15 protein-coding genes are annotated in these 16,684 nt (G+C 74.0%); 8 read left to right on the top strand and 7 right to left on the bottom strand.

Going from position 1 to position 16,684, the window contains the following annotated elements:
- The first annotated feature begins 69 nt into the window (after nucleotides 1–69).
- Nucleotides 70–489 carry a Fur family transcriptional regulator gene (locus ACNJ93_RS27510; RefSeq protein WP_418960142.1) on the top strand — a complete coding sequence of 140 codons (420 nt, stop codon included), beginning with the start codon at nucleotides 70–72 and terminating at the stop codon, nucleotides 487–489.
- 114 nt (nucleotides 490–603) lie between these two features.
- Here ACNJ93_RS27510 and ACNJ93_RS27505 read toward each other — a convergent pair whose 3' ends face one another.
- The 4 genes from ACNJ93_RS27505 to ACNJ93_RS27490 form a co-directional block, all read right to left on the bottom strand.
- Nucleotides 604–1,914, bottom strand: coding sequence for a phytase (locus tag ACNJ93_RS27505; RefSeq protein ID WP_418960141.1), 1,311 nt, complete (start codon nucleotides 1,912–1,914; stop codon nucleotides 604–606).
- A gap of 220 nt (nucleotides 1,915–2,134) precedes the next feature.
- The gene (argG, locus tag ACNJ93_RS27500) at nucleotides 2,135–3,580 is read right to left on the bottom strand and encodes an argininosuccinate synthase (RefSeq protein WP_418960140.1); all 1,446 of its coding nucleotides are present in this window, start codon (nucleotides 3,578–3,580) and stop codon (nucleotides 2,135–2,137) included.
- 205 nt (nucleotides 3,581–3,785) lie between these two features.
- Entirely contained in the window at nucleotides 3,786–4,634 is an 849-nt protein-coding gene (locus ACNJ93_RS27495) for an alpha/beta fold hydrolase (RefSeq protein ID WP_418960139.1), read from the bottom strand.
- Nucleotides 4,635–4,638: 4 nt separating this feature from the next.
- A complete protein-coding gene (locus ACNJ93_RS27490; protein ID WP_418960138.1) occupies nucleotides 4,639–5,256 on the bottom strand; it encodes a dihydrofolate reductase family protein in 618 nt (205 codons plus the stop codon).
- A gap of 607 nt (nucleotides 5,257–5,863) precedes the next feature.
- Between ACNJ93_RS27490 and ACNJ93_RS27485 the strand changes: the two genes are divergently transcribed.
- The 3 genes from ACNJ93_RS27485 to ACNJ93_RS27475 are packed head-to-tail and all read left to right on the top strand — an operon-like array spanning nucleotide 5,864 to nucleotide 9,302.
- Entirely contained in the window at nucleotides 5,864–7,156 is a 1,293-nt protein-coding gene (locus ACNJ93_RS27485; RefSeq protein ID WP_418961548.1) for a uracil-xanthine permease family protein, read from the top strand.
- Nucleotides 7,153–8,595, top strand: coding sequence for an amidohydrolase family protein (locus ACNJ93_RS27480; protein ID WP_418960137.1), 1,443 nt, complete (start codon nucleotides 7,153–7,155; stop codon nucleotides 8,593–8,595). Before ACNJ93_RS27485 ends, ACNJ93_RS27480 begins: the two co-directional genes overlap by 4 nt.
- Nucleotides 8,592–9,302 carry a TSUP family transporter gene (locus tag ACNJ93_RS27475; protein ID WP_418960136.1) on the top strand — a complete coding sequence of 237 codons (711 nt, stop codon included), beginning with the start codon at nucleotides 8,592–8,594 and terminating at the stop codon, nucleotides 9,300–9,302. The genes ACNJ93_RS27480 and ACNJ93_RS27475 overlap by 4 nt, the downstream gene beginning before the upstream one ends.
- 30 nt (nucleotides 9,303–9,332) lie before the next feature.
- Here ACNJ93_RS27475 and ACNJ93_RS27470 read toward each other — a convergent pair whose 3' ends face one another.
- On the bottom strand, nucleotides 9,333–10,388 hold the full coding sequence (locus tag ACNJ93_RS27470) for a LacI family DNA-binding transcriptional regulator (RefSeq protein WP_418960135.1): 1,056 nt from the start codon (nucleotides 10,386–10,388) through the stop codon (nucleotides 9,333–9,335).
- A 450-nt stretch (nucleotides 10,389–10,838) separates the two neighbouring features.
- Between ACNJ93_RS27470 and ACNJ93_RS27465 the strand changes: the two genes are divergently transcribed.
- Entirely contained in the window at nucleotides 10,839–12,320 is a 1,482-nt protein-coding gene (locus ACNJ93_RS27465; RefSeq protein WP_418960134.1) for a SulP family inorganic anion transporter, read from the top strand.
- Between the two features lie 65 nt (nucleotides 12,321–12,385).
- Here ACNJ93_RS27465 and ACNJ93_RS27460 read toward each other — a convergent pair whose 3' ends face one another.
- Nucleotides 12,386–12,775, bottom strand: a complete 390-nt coding sequence (locus ACNJ93_RS27460) for an ATP-binding protein (protein WP_418961547.1) — start codon at nucleotides 12,773–12,775, stop codon at nucleotides 12,386–12,388.
- A gap of 215 nt (nucleotides 12,776–12,990) precedes the next feature.
- On the opposite strand from ACNJ93_RS27460, the gene ACNJ93_RS27455 reads away from it, so the two are divergent.
- Nucleotides 12,991–13,623, top strand: a complete 633-nt coding sequence (locus tag ACNJ93_RS27455; RefSeq protein ID WP_418960133.1) for a carbonic anhydrase — start codon at nucleotides 12,991–12,993, stop codon at nucleotides 13,621–13,623.
- Between the two features lie 206 nt (nucleotides 13,624–13,829).
- Complete coding sequence (locus ACNJ93_RS27450) at nucleotides 13,830–14,948, top strand: serine/threonine-protein kinase (RefSeq protein WP_418960132.1); 1,119 nt, start codon at nucleotides 13,830–13,832, stop codon at nucleotides 14,946–14,948.
- 117 nt (nucleotides 14,949–15,065) lie between these two features.
- Here ACNJ93_RS27450 and ACNJ93_RS27445 read toward each other — a convergent pair whose 3' ends face one another.
- On the bottom strand, nucleotides 15,066–16,208 hold the full coding sequence (locus ACNJ93_RS27445; RefSeq protein WP_418960131.1) for an alkene reductase: 1,143 nt from the start codon (nucleotides 16,206–16,208) through the stop codon (nucleotides 15,066–15,068).
- Between the two features lie 65 nt (nucleotides 16,209–16,273).
- Here ACNJ93_RS27445 and ACNJ93_RS27440 point away from each other — a divergent pair, with 65 nt between their 5' ends.
- Nucleotides 16,274–16,672 (top strand): MerR family transcriptional regulator, encoded by a 399-nt coding sequence (locus ACNJ93_RS27440; RefSeq protein WP_418960130.1) that lies wholly within the window; start codon nucleotides 16,274–16,276, stop codon nucleotides 16,670–16,672.
- Nucleotides 16,673–16,684 lie beyond the last annotated feature (12 nt).

Genomic DNA, 16,684 nt, shown 5'->3' with positions numbered 1-16,684 from the left:
GACCCGTACGAATTCACTTGTCGGACGCTGCACAGAAAGTGTCGGACGCTGCACAGTGAGGCTGATGTCATGAGCGACCTGCTCGAACGGCTGCGCGCCCGCGGCTGGCGGCTGACCGCGCAGCGCCGGGTCGTCGCCGAGGTCCTCGACGGGGACCACGTCCACCTCACGGCGGACGAGGTGCACGCCCGCGCCACCGCGCGGCTGCCCGAGGTCTCGCGGGCGACGGTGTACAACACGCTCGGCGAGCTGGTCGCGCTCGGCGAGGTCGTCGAGGTGTCCACGGACGGCCGCGCCAAGCGGTACGACCCCAACGCGCACCGCGCCCACCAGCACCTGGTCTGCTCGGGCTGCGGCCTGATCCGCGACGTCCACCCCACGGGCGACCCGCTGGCCGACCTGCCCTCGGCCGAGCGCTTCGGCTTCGCCGTGGCCGCCGCCGAGGTCACGTACCGCGGGCTCTGCCCGGGCTGCGCCGCGAAAGCCTGAGCACGCCGCCAGGGCTTGAGCGCGCCGCGAAGGCCTGCCGCGCCACGAAGGCCCACACCGCGCCGCGGGGTCCGCGGCGCGGTGCGGGAGTTCCTGGCCCCAAGGGCGCGGGCCTCAGCCGTCGACGGCCTCCAGGACCTCGCCGAGGTCGACGAACTTGAAGTTCGTCGCCGGGCGGTCGCCGTCACCGGGGCTGTCATGGCCGTCCTGGACGACGAGCAGACCGTTCGGGTACTTCGTGCCGAGCGGCGCGTTCAGCGCGGCCGCGCCGTCGCACTCCTCGGAGCCGTCGAGCGCGGGACCGGCCGCGGCGACGCGGAAGCCGCCCTCGTACTCGTTGTCGTCCCCGAGCTCGCGGTCGTAGGCGACGAAGGTGTCGTCGCCCTGGCTGGAGGCCAGCAGATAGCCGTCGCCGTCCGGCTCGGTGACCAGGGTGAGGCCCTCGACGTCCGCGGTGAGCCGCGTCCCGCCGAAGCCGGGGTCGGCGCCGGGGGCGCACTCCTCGGTCTCCTCGTCGTACACGCCGGGCACGCCGTACTCGCGGACCTTGTCGATCAGCTTCGGCGTGCCGGTCAGGTCGGCGCGCAGCCGCCAGATGCCCACGTCCTCCTGGCCGGCGTACAGGACGCCGTTCGCCGGGTCGACCACCATGCCCTCGACCTGCGGCAGTTCGCCGGGCTCGGCGCAGGGCGACCAGGAACCGCCGTCGGGCAGACGGAAGGTGGAGGGCAGGTCCAGGGTGCGGATCGTGCGGTACGTGACCGTGCCGCCCTGGGCGGGGAGCAGTTCGAGCAGGGCGATGCGGGTGCGCTCGCGCTGGGAGACCAGAGCGTACGAGCGGCCCGTGGCGCGGTCGGTCCAGGTGGCGAGGCCGTAGGCGGTGCGCTGTTCGTTGATCTCCACCTGGTCCTTGGAGAACACGGCGGGCGCGGCCGGGTCGGTGACGTCGGTGAGCGGGCCGCCGGGGCGGTCGCGGTCGATGCGGTAGAAGCGGAGCCGGTCGTGGCCGCGGTCGCTGGTGACCGCGAGGTCGGCGCGGCCCGTGGTCAGGCGCAGCCCGTGGACGAGGTCCACGTTGTTGAACCGCCCGGGGGCGTCGTCCTCGGCGGCCGGCGGCGGGGCGGCGATCGACTGCACGGTCCTGGCGTCGAGGTCGTACACCCGCAGGCCGCCCTCCTTGGCCGTGGCGACGACCAGGCTGCGGCCGGGGTCGGCGGGGTTGCGCCAGATCGCGGGGTCGTCCGCGTCGGCGTTGCCGCCCGCGTCGTCGTCGTACAGCACGGCGGTCTCGGCGCGCGGCTGCACGGCGGGCGGGGTGGCGGCGGCCTCCCGGTCGCCGGCGTGGGCCGGTGCGCCGAGGGCGGTGGCCACGAGGGCGGCGCCGGCGACGGGAACGACGAGGCGGGCAACTCTGCGAGTCGTCACGCGGGTTCTCCTCCGTAGGGGGTGGACGGACCGAGCGTGAGCGTGATGCCCGTGCGTGTCGGCAGGGCGGCCGAGGGGCGAAGGGCAGCCTGCGCCCCGGGTGTACAGCGCGTGAACAGACCGCCCCATACCGTGAGTTGACGGGGCGTCGGGAGCAACGGCGAAGGCCGGCCCGGCGCGCGTGGCGCCGGGCCGGCCCCTGCCGTGCGGGTGCGGGCGGTCAGTCCGTGCCGGACTCCATCGCGGCCCGGTCGAGGGCCTCGTCCTCGGCGGAGACCTCGCCGCGGGAGGCGATGGCCTCGGCGCCGCCCTCCGGCATGGAGCCGATGAGGCCGGTGGCGGCGGCCTGGGCCGCGCCGATGGCGGGGCCGCCGGCGCCGATCAGGCCGAGGCCGGCGTACTGCTCCAGCTTGGCGCGCGAGTCGGCGATGTCGAGGTTGCGCATGGTGAGCTGGCCGATCCGGTCCGTCGGACCGAACGCGGAGTCCTCGGTGCGCTCCATGGACAGCTTGTCCGGGTGGTAGCTGAACGCCGGGCCCTGCGTGTCGAGGATCGTGTAGTCCTCGCCGCGCCGCAGCCGCAGGGTGACCTCGCCGGTCACGGCCGCGCCGACCCAGCGCTGCAGCGACTCGCGGATCATGAGGGACTGCGGGTCGAGCCAGCGGCCCTCGTACATGAGGCGGCCGAGCCGGCGGCCCTCGTTGTGGTACTGGGCGAGGGTGTCCTCGTTGTGGATCGCGTTGACGAGGCGCTCGTACGCCGCGTGCAGCAGCGCCATGCCGGGGGCCTCGTAGATGCCCCGACTCTTGGCCTCGATGATCCGGTTCTCGATCTGGTCGGACATGCCCATGCCGTGGCGGCCGCCGATGGCGTTGGCCTCCATCACCAGCTCGACGGCGGAGGGGAACTCCTTGCCGTTGATGGTGACCGGCCGGCCCTGCTCGAAGCCGATGGTGACGTCCTCGGTCGGGATCTCGACCGAGGGGTCCCAGAACTTCACGCCCATGATCGGCTCGACGGTCTCCAGGGAGACGTCGAGGTGCTCCAGGGTCTTGGCCTCGTGGGTGGCGCCCCAGATGTTGGCGTCGGTGGAGTACGCCTTCTCGGTGCTGTCGCGGTACGGGAGGCCGTGGGCGACCAGCCACTCGGACATCTCCTTGCGGCCGCCGAGCTCGGTCACGAAGTGCGCGTCCAGCCAGGGCTTGTAGATCCGCAGGTGCGGGTTGGCCAGCAGGCCGTAGCGGTAGAACCGCTCGATGTCGTTGCCCTTGTAGGTCGAGCCGTCGCCCCAGATCTGGACGTCGTCCTCGAGCATCGCGCGGACCAGCAGGGTGCCGGTGACCGCGCGGCCGAGCGGGGTGGTGTTGAAGTAGGCGCGCCCGCCGGAGCGGATGTGGAACGCCCCGCAGGTGAGCGCGGCCAGGCCCTCCTCCACCAGGGCGGCGCGGCAGTCGACCAGACGCGCGATCTCGGCGCCGTAGGTCTTGGCACGGCCCGGCACGGAGGCGATGTCGGGCTCGTCGTACTGGCCGATGTCGGCGGTGTAGGTGCACGGGACGGCGCCCTTGTCGCGCATCCACGCGACGGCGACCGACGTGTCGAGGCCGCCCGAGAAGGCGATGCCGACGCGCTCGCCGACCGGAAGAGAGGTGAGGACCTTGGACATAGGAAGAGTATGCATGAAGATGCATGACCATGCAATATCGAGCCGCGACGTACGGTCGGCCTCCTCGCAGGGGCCGGGCCCGCGGGCGGCGCTGTGCCCGCGGGTGCCGCAGCGGGGCGGCCGTGTTGCCGACAGCCCCGGCTGAGGGCCTGCGGCGTGTCGGCGAGCCGGCGAGCCGGCGGGGGCGCCGGGCCCGCCGGGCTCCTCACGGCCGGCCGAGCGTGAGCATCGCGTCGGCGACCTCGTCGGCCGCCGTGTCGGGGATCGCCGTGGCGGCCTCGTCGAGGACGAGCAGCCGGGCCCCGGGGATCTCGCGGGCGAGCGCCTCGCCGTTGCCGACGGGGAAGAACCGGTTGCGGCGGCCGTGGACGACGAGCGTGGGGACCTCGATCGCGGGCAGGCGCTCGCGCCAGCGGGGTGCGCAGTCGAGCCGGGCGAACACCATGCCCAGCTGGTTGGCCGTCTGGACCGGGGCCGCGGTGCCGGGCGTCCGGTCCCAGATGCGCGCGGCGGTGGCGCGCGCGGCGACGGGGTCGTCGCCGAGGATCTCCGCCCCGGCGGCGACGAAGTCCGCCACCGCCTCGCGGTCGGTCCAGTCGGGCATCGGACGCGCGAACAGCCGGCCCATCGTCGCCCCGTCGTGGTCGGGGAGGTCGTCGTCGGGCGGGCCGGGGGCGACGGGGCGGGTGCCGGCCAGGGTGAGCGCGCAGAACGCGCCCGGGTGGTCGAGCGCGGCCACCTGGGCCACCATCCCGCCGACGCCGATGCCCGCGAGGTGCGCGGGCCCGCCGCCGAGCGCGTCGACGAGGCCCGCCGCGTCGGCCGCGAGGTCGCGCAGGGTGTACGCGGGCGCCTCCGGGTCCGCCGTGGTCGACTCCCCGCTGTCGCGCAGGTCGTAGCGCACGACGCGCCGGCCGCCGGCGGCGAGGCGCGCGCACAGCGCGTCGGGCCAGGAGAGCATCGTCGTGCCGCCCGCGAGCAGGACGAGCGGCGCGTCCTCGTCGCCGAACGACTCGACGCCCAGGGCGATCTCTTTCACGGGGACAGAGGTCATCGGATCACCCGGTGAGGTCGTAGGTGAGGTGCGTGGCCGTGGAGGTCACGATCACGTCGCGCTGCACCAGGGTGCGCGGCGCCGCTCCGGTGAACAGCGATGTCCCGGAGCCCAGGACGACCGGCGAGAGGTGCAGCGTCAGCACGTCGACCAGTCCGGCGTCGAGTGCCGAGCCGATCGTCGCGGCGCCGCCCATGAGGACGACGTCGAGGTCCCGGCCGCTGTCCGCCGACGCCGCCTCGGCGCGCTCGCGCGCGGTCGCGACGGCGTCGGGCAGACCGGTGGTGACGAACGTCCAGTCGAGGTCGGCCGTCCGCACCGACTCCGGCGGCGCGCTCGTCACGACGACGAACGCGGGCCTGCCGACCTCGCCGGCGCCGTAGCCGGAGGTGTCGTCCCAGCCGTGCGGCCCGTCGACCACGTCGAAGAGGCGCCGGCCGAGGACGACCGCGCCCGAGCGGGCGGTCGCCTCGCGCAGGACCCGGCGGTCCTCGGGGTCGTCGGAGAACGCCCAGGTGTGCAGGGCCTCGCCGCCGGTGCCCAGACCGTTGTCCGGCCCGGGGTCGGGACCGGTGACGAAGCCGTCGAGAGAGACGGAGATGTCGGCGATGATGCGTGTCATACCAGGGCAGACCGTGTCCGGCCGCGGAACTCATCGCTGCCGCGGGGCCCGACTGCGCGGCGGCTCCCGCCGTTCGGCGGCCCCCGGGGCGTCAGTCGCTGCGGGCCTGCCCAGTTCCTCGATCGGCACGGGGTCCTGCTCCCCGCCGTGCCCGGCGGCGATCGCGCGGTCGGCCACGCCTCGAACAGCTTCGGCAGCTCGGCGTCGACCCCCCAGCGCCCCGCTCTCCTCGATCAGGTGGGCCTCCTCGATCAGGTGGGCGCTCGCCCGCGCGCCGGCCTCCAGGGCCCCGCCGGGAACGAGCCGCCGTCGTCACGACGCGACCCCTTGACGCCCCTCCTCCGCCCTCCCATACTGGCGGCCAAATCGATTTGGCCAAATCGATTTGGCTCTCCGTCCAGGGCCGGATCGCGGCTGAACCCTCAGCGTGTCGAACGCCGAACGGAGCTCGAACGTGTCCCGTCCCCGCCCCACCCTCCCCGGTCCGGACCAGCCACCCGCACCGGACACCGCACCCCCGTCCCCCGAGGCCCAGACGGCCCCCGGGACCGCCCCCGACACCCCCTCCCCCGTCCACCCCGTCGACGAGTCCCGCCCCCTCGGCCGGATCCTGCTCTTCGGCGTCCAGCACGTCCTCGTCATGGCCGCCACGCCGATCTCGGCGATCTTCCTGATGAGCGCGGCCCTGCGCCTCGACCCCGGCCTGACCGTGAACCTGCTCTCCGCGGCGTTCGTGCTCTCCGGCGTCGGCTCACTCGTCCAGTCGCTCGGACCGTGGAAGTTCGGGCCCCGGCTGCCGTTCGTGATGCTGCCGGGCGGCGCCCCGCTCGTCCTGTTCATCGCCATCGCCGAGCAGCACGGCCTGCCCACGGCGGTCGGGGCCGTGCTCCTCACCGCCGCCTTCTACTTCCTCGTCCTGCCCCTCTTCTCGCGGCTGCTCGCCTTCTTCCCGGCCCTCGTCATCGGCACGATGATCGTCATCGTCGGCGTCAACCTGGTGAAGGTCGGAGCCGTCCTGGTCACCGGCCGGCCCGGCGAGCCCGGTTTCGCCGACCCGGTGAACCTCGGGCTCGGCATGGCGACGATCGGCTGCACCGTCGTCTTCTACCTGCTGTTCACCGGCGTCCTGCGCCAACTCGCCGTCATGCTCGGACTGCTCGCCGGCACGGCGATCGCGGCCGTGCTCGGCCACATGGACCTGTCCAAGGCCGCCGACGGCGGACTGGTCAGCCTGCCGGAGCTGATGCCGTTCGGCTCACCGCAGTTCAATCTGCTCGCCGCGCTCCCGCTGATGCTCTACAGCCTCGCCTCCATGGCGGAGGCCACCGGCCAGACGGTCATCAACGCCGAGGCCGTCGGCAAGGAGATCGACCGGCGCACCGCCGTGCCGCGGACGATCCGCGGCGACGCGGTCACGTCCCTGTTCGGCGGGTTCTTCGGGCTGCCGCTGATGGTGACGAGCGGCGAGAACATCGGCATCGTCCGCGTCACCGGCGTCCGCAGCCGCTACGTCACCGCCGCCGCCGGCGTCGTCCTCATCGTGATCGGCTTCCTCGCCCCCGTCACCCGGGCGATCAGCGTCATCCCCGCGGCGGTCATCGGCGGCACCGCGATGGTGGTGTTCGCGGTCATCACCGTCCTCGGCGTGCAGATGCTCGGCCGTTCCGACCTGGACAAGCACACCAGCACCTTCATCTGCGCCGTCGCCCTGGCCCTGGGGCTGCTGCCCATCCTCGTCCCGGGCGTGTACGCGGGATTCTCGCCGAACCTGCGCATCCTCCTCGAAAGCGGCGTCGCCGTCGGCGCGTTCGTCGCGGCCGTCCTCAACATCCTGTTCCACCACGTCAGGCCGGGCGTCGTCGCCCGTCTGGCCGGCACCCGCACGGAAGGCGACCGATGAACCCGCTCACCCGCGAACTCCTGGACGGGCCGGGCCCGCTGCTCCTCGTACCGGACGCGGTCCTGCTCCCGGAAGGGCCCGCCGACGGCTTCGCGGTCGTCGTCGCCGACGGCGCGTTCCTGGCCGTCGGCCCCGCGGAGGAGCTCCGGCGCGCGCACCCGCACCTCGACGGCGTCGAACTGCCCGGCCACCTCCTCATGCCCGGCTTCGTGGACGCCCACCATCACCTGACGCAGAGCTTCGGCTCCGCGCTCGCGTTCGGCGAACCCTCCGAGATCTTCCGGCGGGTGTGGGTGCCCCTCGAAGGCGCGCTCGACGAGGAGTCGGCGTACGTGGCCGCCAAACTGGCCGCGCTCGAAGCGCTGCGCGGCGGGTTCACCACCGTCGCCGACGCGGGGACCCGCGCGGACGTCGACGTCGAGGTGGTCGCGTCCGCCGCGCGCGACGCCGGGGTCCGCTGCGTCCTCGGGCTGGTCTGCAACGACGCCGACGGCGACGAGGACGGCCCCGCCGTCCTGGCCCGCGCCGAGAAGCACCTCGCCCGCTACGAGGACGACCCGCTGGTCCACGCCTCCCTCGCCGTCTCCATCCCCGAGGCCGCCACGGAGGAGACGCTGCGGCGCACCGCCCGGCTCGCCGCCGAGGCCGGAGCCGTCGTCCAGATCCACCTCAACGAGCACCTGGCGGGCGTCGAACGCTCCCTCGTACGCCACGGTCTGCGCCCGCTGGAGCACCTGCACGCGATCGGCGCGCTCGGCCCGCAGCTGCTCGCCGCGCACGCCACGCTGCTCACCCCGCGCGAGCTGACCCTGCTCGCCGACACCGGGACCGCCGTCAGCTACAACCCGGTGGCCAGCGCCTGGAAGGGCAACGCCGTCGCGCCGGCCACGGCCATGGCCGAGCGTGGCGTCCGCTTCGGTCTCGGCACCGACGGAACGCGCGGCGACGGGTTCCGGCTCGCCGACGCGGCCGAGTTCGCCCAGCGGATCGCCTACGGGCTCGCCACGGGCGACTCGTCGTGCGGCGCGGGCTGGACCTGGCTGGAGCACGCCACGCGCGGCGGCGCGGACGCGGTCGGACTGGGGGCCCGTACCGGTGTCGTCGCGGAGGGCCTGGCGGCCGACTTCCTCCTCGTCGACCTCACCACCCCCGAACTGGCCCTGTCCTGGGACGTCCCGTGGGAGCTGGTGCGGCGCGGCAACCGCGACCAGATCACCGCCGTGTTCACCGCGGGCCGGCTGCGACTGTGGCAGGGCCGGCCCACCGCCTGGGACGGGGCCGCGCTCGTGCGGCGGGCGGCCGAACTGGCCGCCGCGGCCGTGGGCCGCGCGACCATCGTCCGCGCGCACCCGACGTCGACGGCGGCACGCGCGGGGAGGACGCCCGTACCCGGGGGCGCGGCGGGGGCCGGCGGCTGCGGACGGAGCACCGCACCGTGAGCACCACCACCCTGATCGTCCTCGGTCTCACCGTGGCGGTAGCCGCGTTCGTGCAGGGCAGCAGCGGGCTCGGTTTCGCGCTGATCGTCGCCCCGGTGGCCGGGATCCTCGATCCCGGCCTGGTGCCGGTGTTCGTCCTGGCGTCGATGATCCCGCTCAACGCGTACGTGGCCTGGCGCGAGCGCGCCTCGCTCGACCTGCGCGGGGCGGGCTGGATCACCGCGGCCCGCCTCGCCGCCACGCCCGCCGGGCTGGCGCTGCTCTGGCTGATCCCGGAACGCAGCCTCGGCGTCTTCGTGGGCGTCGCCACCGTCCTGGCGGCGGTGGCGAGCCTCGCCGCCCCCGCGTTCACCCCCGGACGGGCGGCGTACGTCGGCGCGGGCGCGGTCACCGGACTGACGGAGACGGCCACCGGCGTCGGCGGTCCGCCGCTCGCGCTGGTCTACCAGCACCGGTCGCCGGCCGAACTGCGCTCGACCGTGGCCGCCTGCTTCCTGGTCGGCGAAGTCGCCTCGCTGGCGCTGCTGTTCGGTACCGGCAAGGCGCATCCGGAGGAACTGGGATGGGCGGCGGCGGTGCTGCCCGCGATCGCGCTCGGCGCGTGGGCGAGCCGCCTGGTGCACCGCCGGGTGAACGCGAGCGCGATGCGCCGCTTCGTGCTCGGGTTCGCGCTGGTGTCGGGGGTGGGCCTGATCCTCGGGATGTGAGCGCACCGCGGCCGGACCGGTGGTGGCCCCTCAGCCTCGGCGGGCCCCCGGGGAGGCCCCCCGCAGCGAAGAGGCCCGGGGGATCACGCGGGGCGGCGGGACGACCGTGGTCGACTCGGCGGGCAGCTCACCGCGCAGACGGCCGAGAAGCAGCTCGACCGCGGCGGACGCCGCCCGGTCGAGGCCCAGATCGACGGCGGTCAGCGGCGGTTCGCAGGTGCGGGCGCGGAGCCCGTCGTACCGGGTGACGACCATGACGTCGTCCGGTACGGTCCGCCCGCTGTCCCGGATCGCCCGGACCGCGCCGACGGCGAAGGCGTCGACCAGGGCGCAGACGGCGTCGATCTCCGGGTGCCGGGCGAGGAGTTCGGCGCAGCGGTCGTAGCCGGCCTGTTCGCCGCCGGCCTCGGCCGCGGTCGCCACGATCGGGGTCCAGCCGCGTGCGGCGGCGACGCGTTCGTACGCGGCGCGCGCGTCGACCGAGGAGTGCCGCTCCCCCGCCCCGATGATCAGCGCGGGCCGCCGGGCGCCCTGTTCGTGGAGATGGGCGAGCAGCAGTTCGGTGACGAGTTCGCCGCGGAGGTCGACGTACGGCGCGGGCTCCGCCGCGGACACGGGCCGGCCGAGGGCCACGTACGGCAGGCCGCGCTCCTTGAGGTGCGCCACCGCCGCGTCGTGGACGTCGGGTTCGACGACGATCGCGCCGTCGATGTCGACGGAGTGCAGCCCCGAGCCGGACTGCACGGGTGGCACGAGGACGAGCGCGTAGCCGTGCAGCAGCGCGCTCTCCGCGGCGGCCGCGGCGATCTCCATGTAGAAGCCGAGCCGCGAGGGCCCCGCGGCCACGGCGAACGGCATGGACGAGGCGAGCGCGATGGCCTTCGCCTGGCCCCGGCGCAGCCGCTGCGCCCTCAGGTTGGGCCGGTAACCGAGGTCGGCGGCCACCTGCTTGATCCGTTCCCGGGTGCGCGGGTCGACCTTCCCGATGCCGTTGAGCGCGTGGGACACGGTCGTCCGTGACACCCCGGCGGCGCTCGCGACGTCGGCGATCGTGGGCGGCCTCGTGCCGGACCCGGAAGAGGGCATCTGCCGTCGCTCCTCACACACGCGGAACAGGTGGAACAGGAACAGGTGGAACACCATCTTCGCCGACGCGCGCCCCGTCCCCCTCGCGGTCGTGGGTTCCGGCCAATTCCCCCTCGCTTTTTGGGCTCTCCATCGGCAGACGCATTGCGTTGGCCCCGCACGGCACTTTGCTGGATTAGCATCCTTCTTGACCATCTGTTGACCAGCCGTTGGGTTGGGCCATACGTATGAGCCACCGGGAGGGACCGGCGTGTTACGAGGCGTGACGACGTCGAGCGCTCCGGTGCTCCCCGCCGCCACCGGAGCCGCCCGGGTGCCGAGAGGCTCGCGAGCCCAAGCCCCGGACCGGCTTCAGGTGTTCCGCTGCTGACGCAGCAGTGCAGTCCCCCCACGACGTCGCCCTGCACACCCGACGCGCCCCCGCGGCGCGCCAGGAGGAATCACCACGCCATGCAGCCCCCGCGCGCCTTACCCCATCTGCGTCAGGACTTCCTCGCCTCCCTCGTCGTCTTTCTCGTCGCCGTGCCGCTGTGCGTCGGCGTGGCGGTCGCCTCCGGCGTCCCGGCCGAACTCGGGCTGGTCACCGGCATCGTGGGCGGCCTCGTCACGGGCTTCCTGCCCGGCAGCAGCCTGCAGGTGTCCGGACCGGCCGCCGGTCTGACCGTGATCGTCTTCGAAGCGGTCACCGCGTTCGGCGTGGGCACGCTCGGGGTGATCGTGCTGTGCGCCGGTCTGCTCCAGCTCGCCATGGGCTTCTCCGGCATCGGCCGCTGGTTCCGGGCCATCTCCGTCTCCGTCGTCGAGGGCATGCTCTGCGGAATCGGCCTGGTGATCATCGCCGGCCAGCTCTACGCGGCGGCGGGCCTGAAGGCCCCGGACACCGGCATCGGGAAGATCACGGGCCTGCCCGGGGCGCTCGCCGACGCACTCGGGAGCCCGGAGGCCCTGGCCTCGCTCGCGATCGGCACGGGCACGATCGCGGTCCTCGTGCTCTGGAAGAAACTGCCGAAGCCGGTGCGGACCGTGCCCGGCGCCCTCGCCGCGGTGGTCCTCGCGACGGCCGTCTCGCTCGGCCTCGGCCTGCCGGTCGCCACCGTCGAGGTGGAGGGTCTGCTCGGCGTCGTCCAGCCGCCCGGCTCCGACGCCTTCGCCGCGCTGGCCGGCCCGGCCGTCTGGGGAACGATCATCGCGTTCGCGCTGATCGCCTCCGCGGAGAGCCTGTTCAGCGCGGCGGCCGTGGACCGGCTGCACGACGGGCCGCGCACCGACTACGACAAGGAGATGATCGCGCAGGGCGCGGGCAACACGGTCTGCGGTCTGCTCGGCGCGCTGCCGATGACCGCGGTGATCGTCCGCAGTTCCGCCAATGTCGCCGCGGGCGCCAGGACCAAGGCGTCGCGGGTGCTGCACGGCGTGTGGCTGCTGCTGTTCGCCGCCGCGCTGCCGTCCGCCCTCGCGCTGATCCCGCTCCCCGCCCTCGCCGGCATCCTCGTCCACGCGGGCTGGAAGCTGATCCCGTTCCGACAGCTCGCGGGGCTGTGGCGGGGTCACCGGGGCGAGGCGGTGATCCTGGTGGTGACCGCGGCGGCCATCGTGCTGGTCAACATGTTCGAGGGCGTCCTGATCGGCCTCGGCCTGGCGGTCGTCAAGGCCGCCTGGGAAGCGTCGCACATCAAGCTGGAGGTCGTCGACAAGGGCGCCGGCCCCCTCCAGGCGTACCTGACGGGCAACGCCACCTTCCTGCGGCTGCCGAAGATACTCGACAGCCTGGAGTCCCTGCCGCAGGACCGGCCGGTCGAGCTGGACCTGTCAGGACTGCACCACCTCGACCACGCCTGCCGTACGGCGCTGGAGAGCTGGGCGGAACGGCACAGCGCGACCGGCGTCGAGCCGGTGAGACTCACCGCCGCCGTCCGCGGGGGCGACCGTTGATCCGCGGCCGGCGGCAGGCCCGCCGGGCGGCACCGTCACAGCAGCCGGCGGCCGGGCCGGCAGCGTCACAGCAGTTGGTGGCCGGCGACGTCGCCGTCCGGATCGTCGGCCAGCACGACGTCCGCCGTGATCCGCTTCCCCACCGGCTCCCGGTGCACGGAGAAGCTCTGGCAGACCGCCATCACGATCTCCAGGCCGTGCTGCCCGACCCGCCCGGGGTCGGCCGGCAGGACCGCCGGCAGGGTCGTACTGCTGTCCCACACACTCGCCCGGACCGCCCCGCCCTCGATCTCCAGCGTCAGCAGACACGGCCCGGGGGCGTACTTGCGGGCATTGGTCACCAGCTCACTGACCACGAGCTGGACCATGGCCATCGCACGACCGGACACCGGAAGACCGTGCACGCTCTGCACCTCGGTGAGGAACGAGCGGGCCAGGTCACGGGCCTCCGCGATCTCCTCGCTCCCCTCGAAGGCCGCGGACGTGAAAAGGGGACCGCCGGCCGGCCGTCGGCGGTCCGTTCCCTCCGCCGCGGCCTGGTCCGTGCGGTCCGCCTCACTCTCCGACTCCGACCAGCCACTCACCACCCCGACCGCCTACCCCCGAATCGGCGTTCGACGCCCCCTTCCCCCACCCACGTGCTCGGGCACGTGGCAGATAAGGTGATCACATGCCCAGAACTTCGCCTGCCGTCGCTCTCGAGTCCCTGCTCTCCGGCAACCGCCGCTTCGTCTCGGGCACGCCGGAGCACCCCAACCAGGACGCCGCCCGCCGCAAGGAGCTGGCCCCGGGACAGGACCCGTTCGCCGTCATCGTCGGCTGTTCCGACTCGCGTCTCGCCGCCGAGATCATCTTCGACCAGGGGCTCGGCGACCTGTTCGTCGTCCGTACCGCCGGTCACGTCGTCGGGGCCGAGGTCCTCGGCAGCGTCGAGTACGCGACCAGCGTGCTCGGCGCGCGCCTCGTCGTGGTCCTCGGGCACGACTCCTGCGGCGCGGTCGCCGCGGCCCGCGCGGCCGTGGAGGACGGCTTCGCGGCCGGAGGCTACGTACGGGACGTGGTGGAGCGGGTGACGCCCAGCATCCTCGCGGCCCGTTCCGCCGGTCTCACCGCGGACAGCGACATCATCGACGAGCACATCCGGCACACCGTGGACCTGCTCCTGGACCGGTCCCGGCTGCTGTCCGAGCAGGTCAAGGAGGGCGAGGTCGCCGTCGTCGGGCTGGGCTACGCGCTCGCCGAGGGAAGCGCCCGACTCGTCACCACGCGCGGCGACGTCCCCGAGGCCGTCCCGGCGCCGTGACGCGCTGCCTGCCGGCGGTCTCCGGGCCGCCGGCGGGCCGCCCGTACCGAAAGCCGCACGGCCGCCCACAGCCGCATGGCCGCCGCACTTCATGATCCAGATAGGCTGGCGTCGCTGTGGTCCCACCCGTCGCCGGCCGTCCGCTCGGCGATGCGGGCCGCCGTCCCGCGCGTGCACACGTCTCACGGCATGAGGAAGAAACGCTGGTGCTGATAGCGAACCGGTATCACCTGCGCGATCGCATCGGGCAGGGTGCCATGGGAGAGGTCTGGCGGGCCCACGACGAGACCCTGGACAAGCCCGTCGCGGTCAAGCTCATGCTCCCGCAGAATTCCGACCCCACCGCCGCCGCGCGCTTCCGCCTGGAGGCCCGGACCGCGGGGCGCCTCCACCACCCCCACGTCGTCGGGGTGCTGGACTTCGGCACGCACGAGGACCGCCTCTTCCTGGTGATGGAACTCGTCGACGGCGACAGCCTCGCGGGCCTGCTCACGGGCAGCGCGCCCCTGCCGGCCGAACGCGTGGTCCGCCTCGCGGCCCAGGCCGCCGCCGGACTCGCCGCCGCCCACGGGCAGGGCATCGTGCACCGCGACATCAAGCCCGCCAACCTGCTCCTGGACGCCGACGGCACCCTCAAGATCGGCGACTTCGGCATCGCCCGCTTCCTCGACGATCCCGGCGCCGCCCTCACGGCCACCGGCCAGATCGTCGGCACCAGCCTCTACCTCGCCCCGGAACGCGCCCTCGGCCGGCCCGCGGGCCCGGCCTCCGACGTGTACTCGCTCGGCTGCGTGCTCTACCAACTGCTCACCGGGCGCCCGCCGTTCCGGGCCGACTCCGCGCTCGCCGTCCTGCACCAGCACCTCGACGCGGCCCCCGTGCCGCCCGGCGAGCTCGGCATCGTCCTCCCGCCCGCTCTGGAGACCTACCTGCTCGGCCTCCTCGCCAAGCAGCCCGAGGACCGCCCCACCGCCCAGCAGGCAGCCCACTGGTTCGCCGGCGGCGAGTGGAGCAGGCGCGCGCAGCCGCTCCCCGTACCGGAGCCGACCGTGCCCGCGCCCGGCCCCGCGACGACCTACGCGCTCCCGTCCGTCACGCCTGCGCCGACGGCCCGCCGCGCCGCACGGCAGCCGGCCGTGCGCCGACCGTGGGCCCGCCATCGAAGGGTCACGATCGCCCTCACGTCCCTCGGCGCCTTCCTGGCCGCGGTGCTGCTGGGCATGAACTGGTTCTCCCCCGACACCAGTTCCGCCGAGGCCCCGCAACCCGTCCCGCCGGCCGCCTCGGCCGACCCGGCCGCGGACCGCGACGGCGGGGACGACTGACGCGATACCGGCGGGGACGGGCGGACGCGGTACCGGCGGCGGTCACGGGCGGACGCGGTACCGGCGGGGACGGCTGACGCGACCGGCGGCGGTCACGGGCGGACGCGGTACCGGCGGTCACGGGCCGACGGGGTCCAGCGTCTTGGCGCGGGGCCGTGAGGCGGCCGGCAGCGTCGGATAGTCGGTGTAACCGGACTCGCCGCCCGTGTACATCAGGCCCTCGTCCCGTACCTGGTTGATCGGCGCACCGAGGCGCAGTCGGTCGACCAGGTCGGGGTTGGCGAGGAACGGGCGGCCGAGTGCGATCAGGTCGGCGCCTGCGGCGAGGAGCCGTTCGCCCGCGAGCCTGCCGCCGTCGGCCGGCAACGGCCGACCCCACCCGAGGACCGGGTTGGCGATCAGGGTGCCCGGCCAGGCCCGGCGGATCTCCTGGAAGAGCGGCTGGTCCGGGTCCGCGAAGACGACGTGCAGATAGGCGAGGCCCACGTCGGCCAGGGCGGGGACGAGCGCCCGGTAGATCTCCTCGGTGTCGCCTTCCTCCATCCCGTTGAAGGTGACTCCGGGCGAGATCCGCACGCCGACCCGCTCGGGGCCGATCGCGTCGGCGACGGCCCGGACCACCTCGACCGTGAACCGGATGCGGCCGGCCACGGAGCCGCCGTAGGCGTCGGTGCGGCGGTTCGTGCCCTGCGCCAGGAACTGGTGCAGCAGGTGGCCGTTGGCGGCGTGCACCTCGACGCCCGCGAAGCCGGCGTCGACGGCGTTGCGGGCGGCGGCGGCGAAGTCGGCCACGGTGGCGTGGATGTCGTCGGTCGTCATCTCGCGGGGCACCACCGCCTCCTGATGCCCGGTCGGCGTGTGGATCGTCTCCGGGAGCGGAACGGGCGAGGGCGCGACCGGCGTCAGCCCGCTGGTGTCGGGATGCCCGACCCGGCCGCCGTGCTGCAGCTGCAGGAACATCCGGCCGCCGGCGGCGCGCACGGCGTCGGTGACGCGTCGCCATCCGGCGACGTGGGCGTCGTTGTGGATGGCGGTGATGTTCGGGTAGGTCTGCCCCACGGCGTTGGGCGTCGACGCCTCGGCGATGATCAGCCCCGCCGAGGCCCGCTGGGCGTAGTAGGTCGCCATGATCGGTTGCGGGACACCGTCGGCGGTGGCGCGGTTGCGGGTCAGGGGCGCCATCACCAGCCGGTTCGGCAGGCGCAGGGCGCCGAGGGTGGTGGGCTCGAAGAGGCGGGAGTCGACCGCTGCGTTCGTCATGCGAGTACGGTAGAAGTTGACACTGGTGTCAGGTTCAAGTCCGGTTTCGGCAGGCGGGGTGGGGAATGCGGATCGGTGAACTCGCGCGGCGCAGTGGTGTCAGCGAGCGTTCGCTGCGCTATTACGAGGCGCAGGGGCTGTTGCGGGCGGAGCGCACCCCGGGCGGTCAACGGCACTACGGCGAGTGGGCCGTTGACCGGGTCATCCGTGTCCAGGCCCTCTACGCCGCGGGGCTGAACAGTAAGAAGATCGCAGAGCTGCTCCCCTGCATGCAGGACGCGGACGGGGCCCCGAGCGAGATCGCCACGCCAAGACTGGTCGACGAACTCACCGCGGAGCGCGAGCGCATCGATCGTATGATCCTCGACCTGCTCCGCTCCCGCGACGTCCTGGACGAGGTCATCGCGACGGCCACGGCCGGCGTACCCGCCCCGTCCGGCTCCCCGACGCCGCGGCAGCACTGAGGCGACGCCGAA

The sequence above is a fragment of the Streptomyces tritici genome, from assembly GCF_048500665.1.
Classification (GTDB): domain Bacteria; phylum Actinomycetota; class Actinomycetes; order Streptomycetales; family Streptomycetaceae; genus Streptomyces; species Streptomyces tritici.
Note: the sequence above shows the minus strand (reverse complement) of the source record. Positions and strands in the feature narration are given on the sequence as shown.

Coding starts and splice junctions, on each gene's coding strand:
- ACNJ93_RS27445 (WP_418960131.1), bottom strand. CDS start 16,208: ATGACGAACGCAGCGGTCGACTCCCGCCTCTTCGAGCCCACCACCCTC.
- ACNJ93_RS27455 (WP_418960133.1), top strand. CDS start 12,991: ATGCCCAGAACTTCGCCTGCCGTCGCTCTCGAGTCCCTGCTCTCCGGC.
- ACNJ93_RS27465 (WP_418960134.1), top strand. CDS start 10,839: ATGCAGCCCCCGCGCGCCTTACCCCATCTGCGTCAGGACTTCCTCGCC.
- ACNJ93_RS27440 (WP_418960130.1), top strand. CDS start 16,274: ATGCGGATCGGTGAACTCGCGCGGCGCAGTGGTGTCAGCGAGCGTTCG.
- ACNJ93_RS27495 (WP_418960139.1), bottom strand. CDS start 4,634: ATGACCTCTGTCCCCGTGAAAGAGATCGCCCTGGGCGTCGAGTCGTTC.
- argG (WP_418960140.1), bottom strand. CDS start 3,580: ATGTCCAAGGTCCTCACCTCTCTTCCGGTCGGCGAGCGCGTCGGCATC.
- ACNJ93_RS27490 (WP_418960138.1), bottom strand. CDS start 5,256: ATGACACGCATCATCGCCGACATCTCCGTCTCTCTCGACGGCTTCGTC.
- ACNJ93_RS27510 (WP_418960142.1), top strand. CDS start 70: ATGAGCGACCTGCTCGAACGGCTGCGCGCCCGCGGCTGGCGGCTGACC.
- ACNJ93_RS27470 (WP_418960135.1), bottom strand. CDS start 10,388: ATGCCCTCTTCCGGGTCCGGCACGAGGCCGCCCACGATCGCCGACGTC.
- ACNJ93_RS27480 (WP_418960137.1), top strand. CDS start 7,153: ATGAACCCGCTCACCCGCGAACTCCTGGACGGGCCGGGCCCGCTGCTC.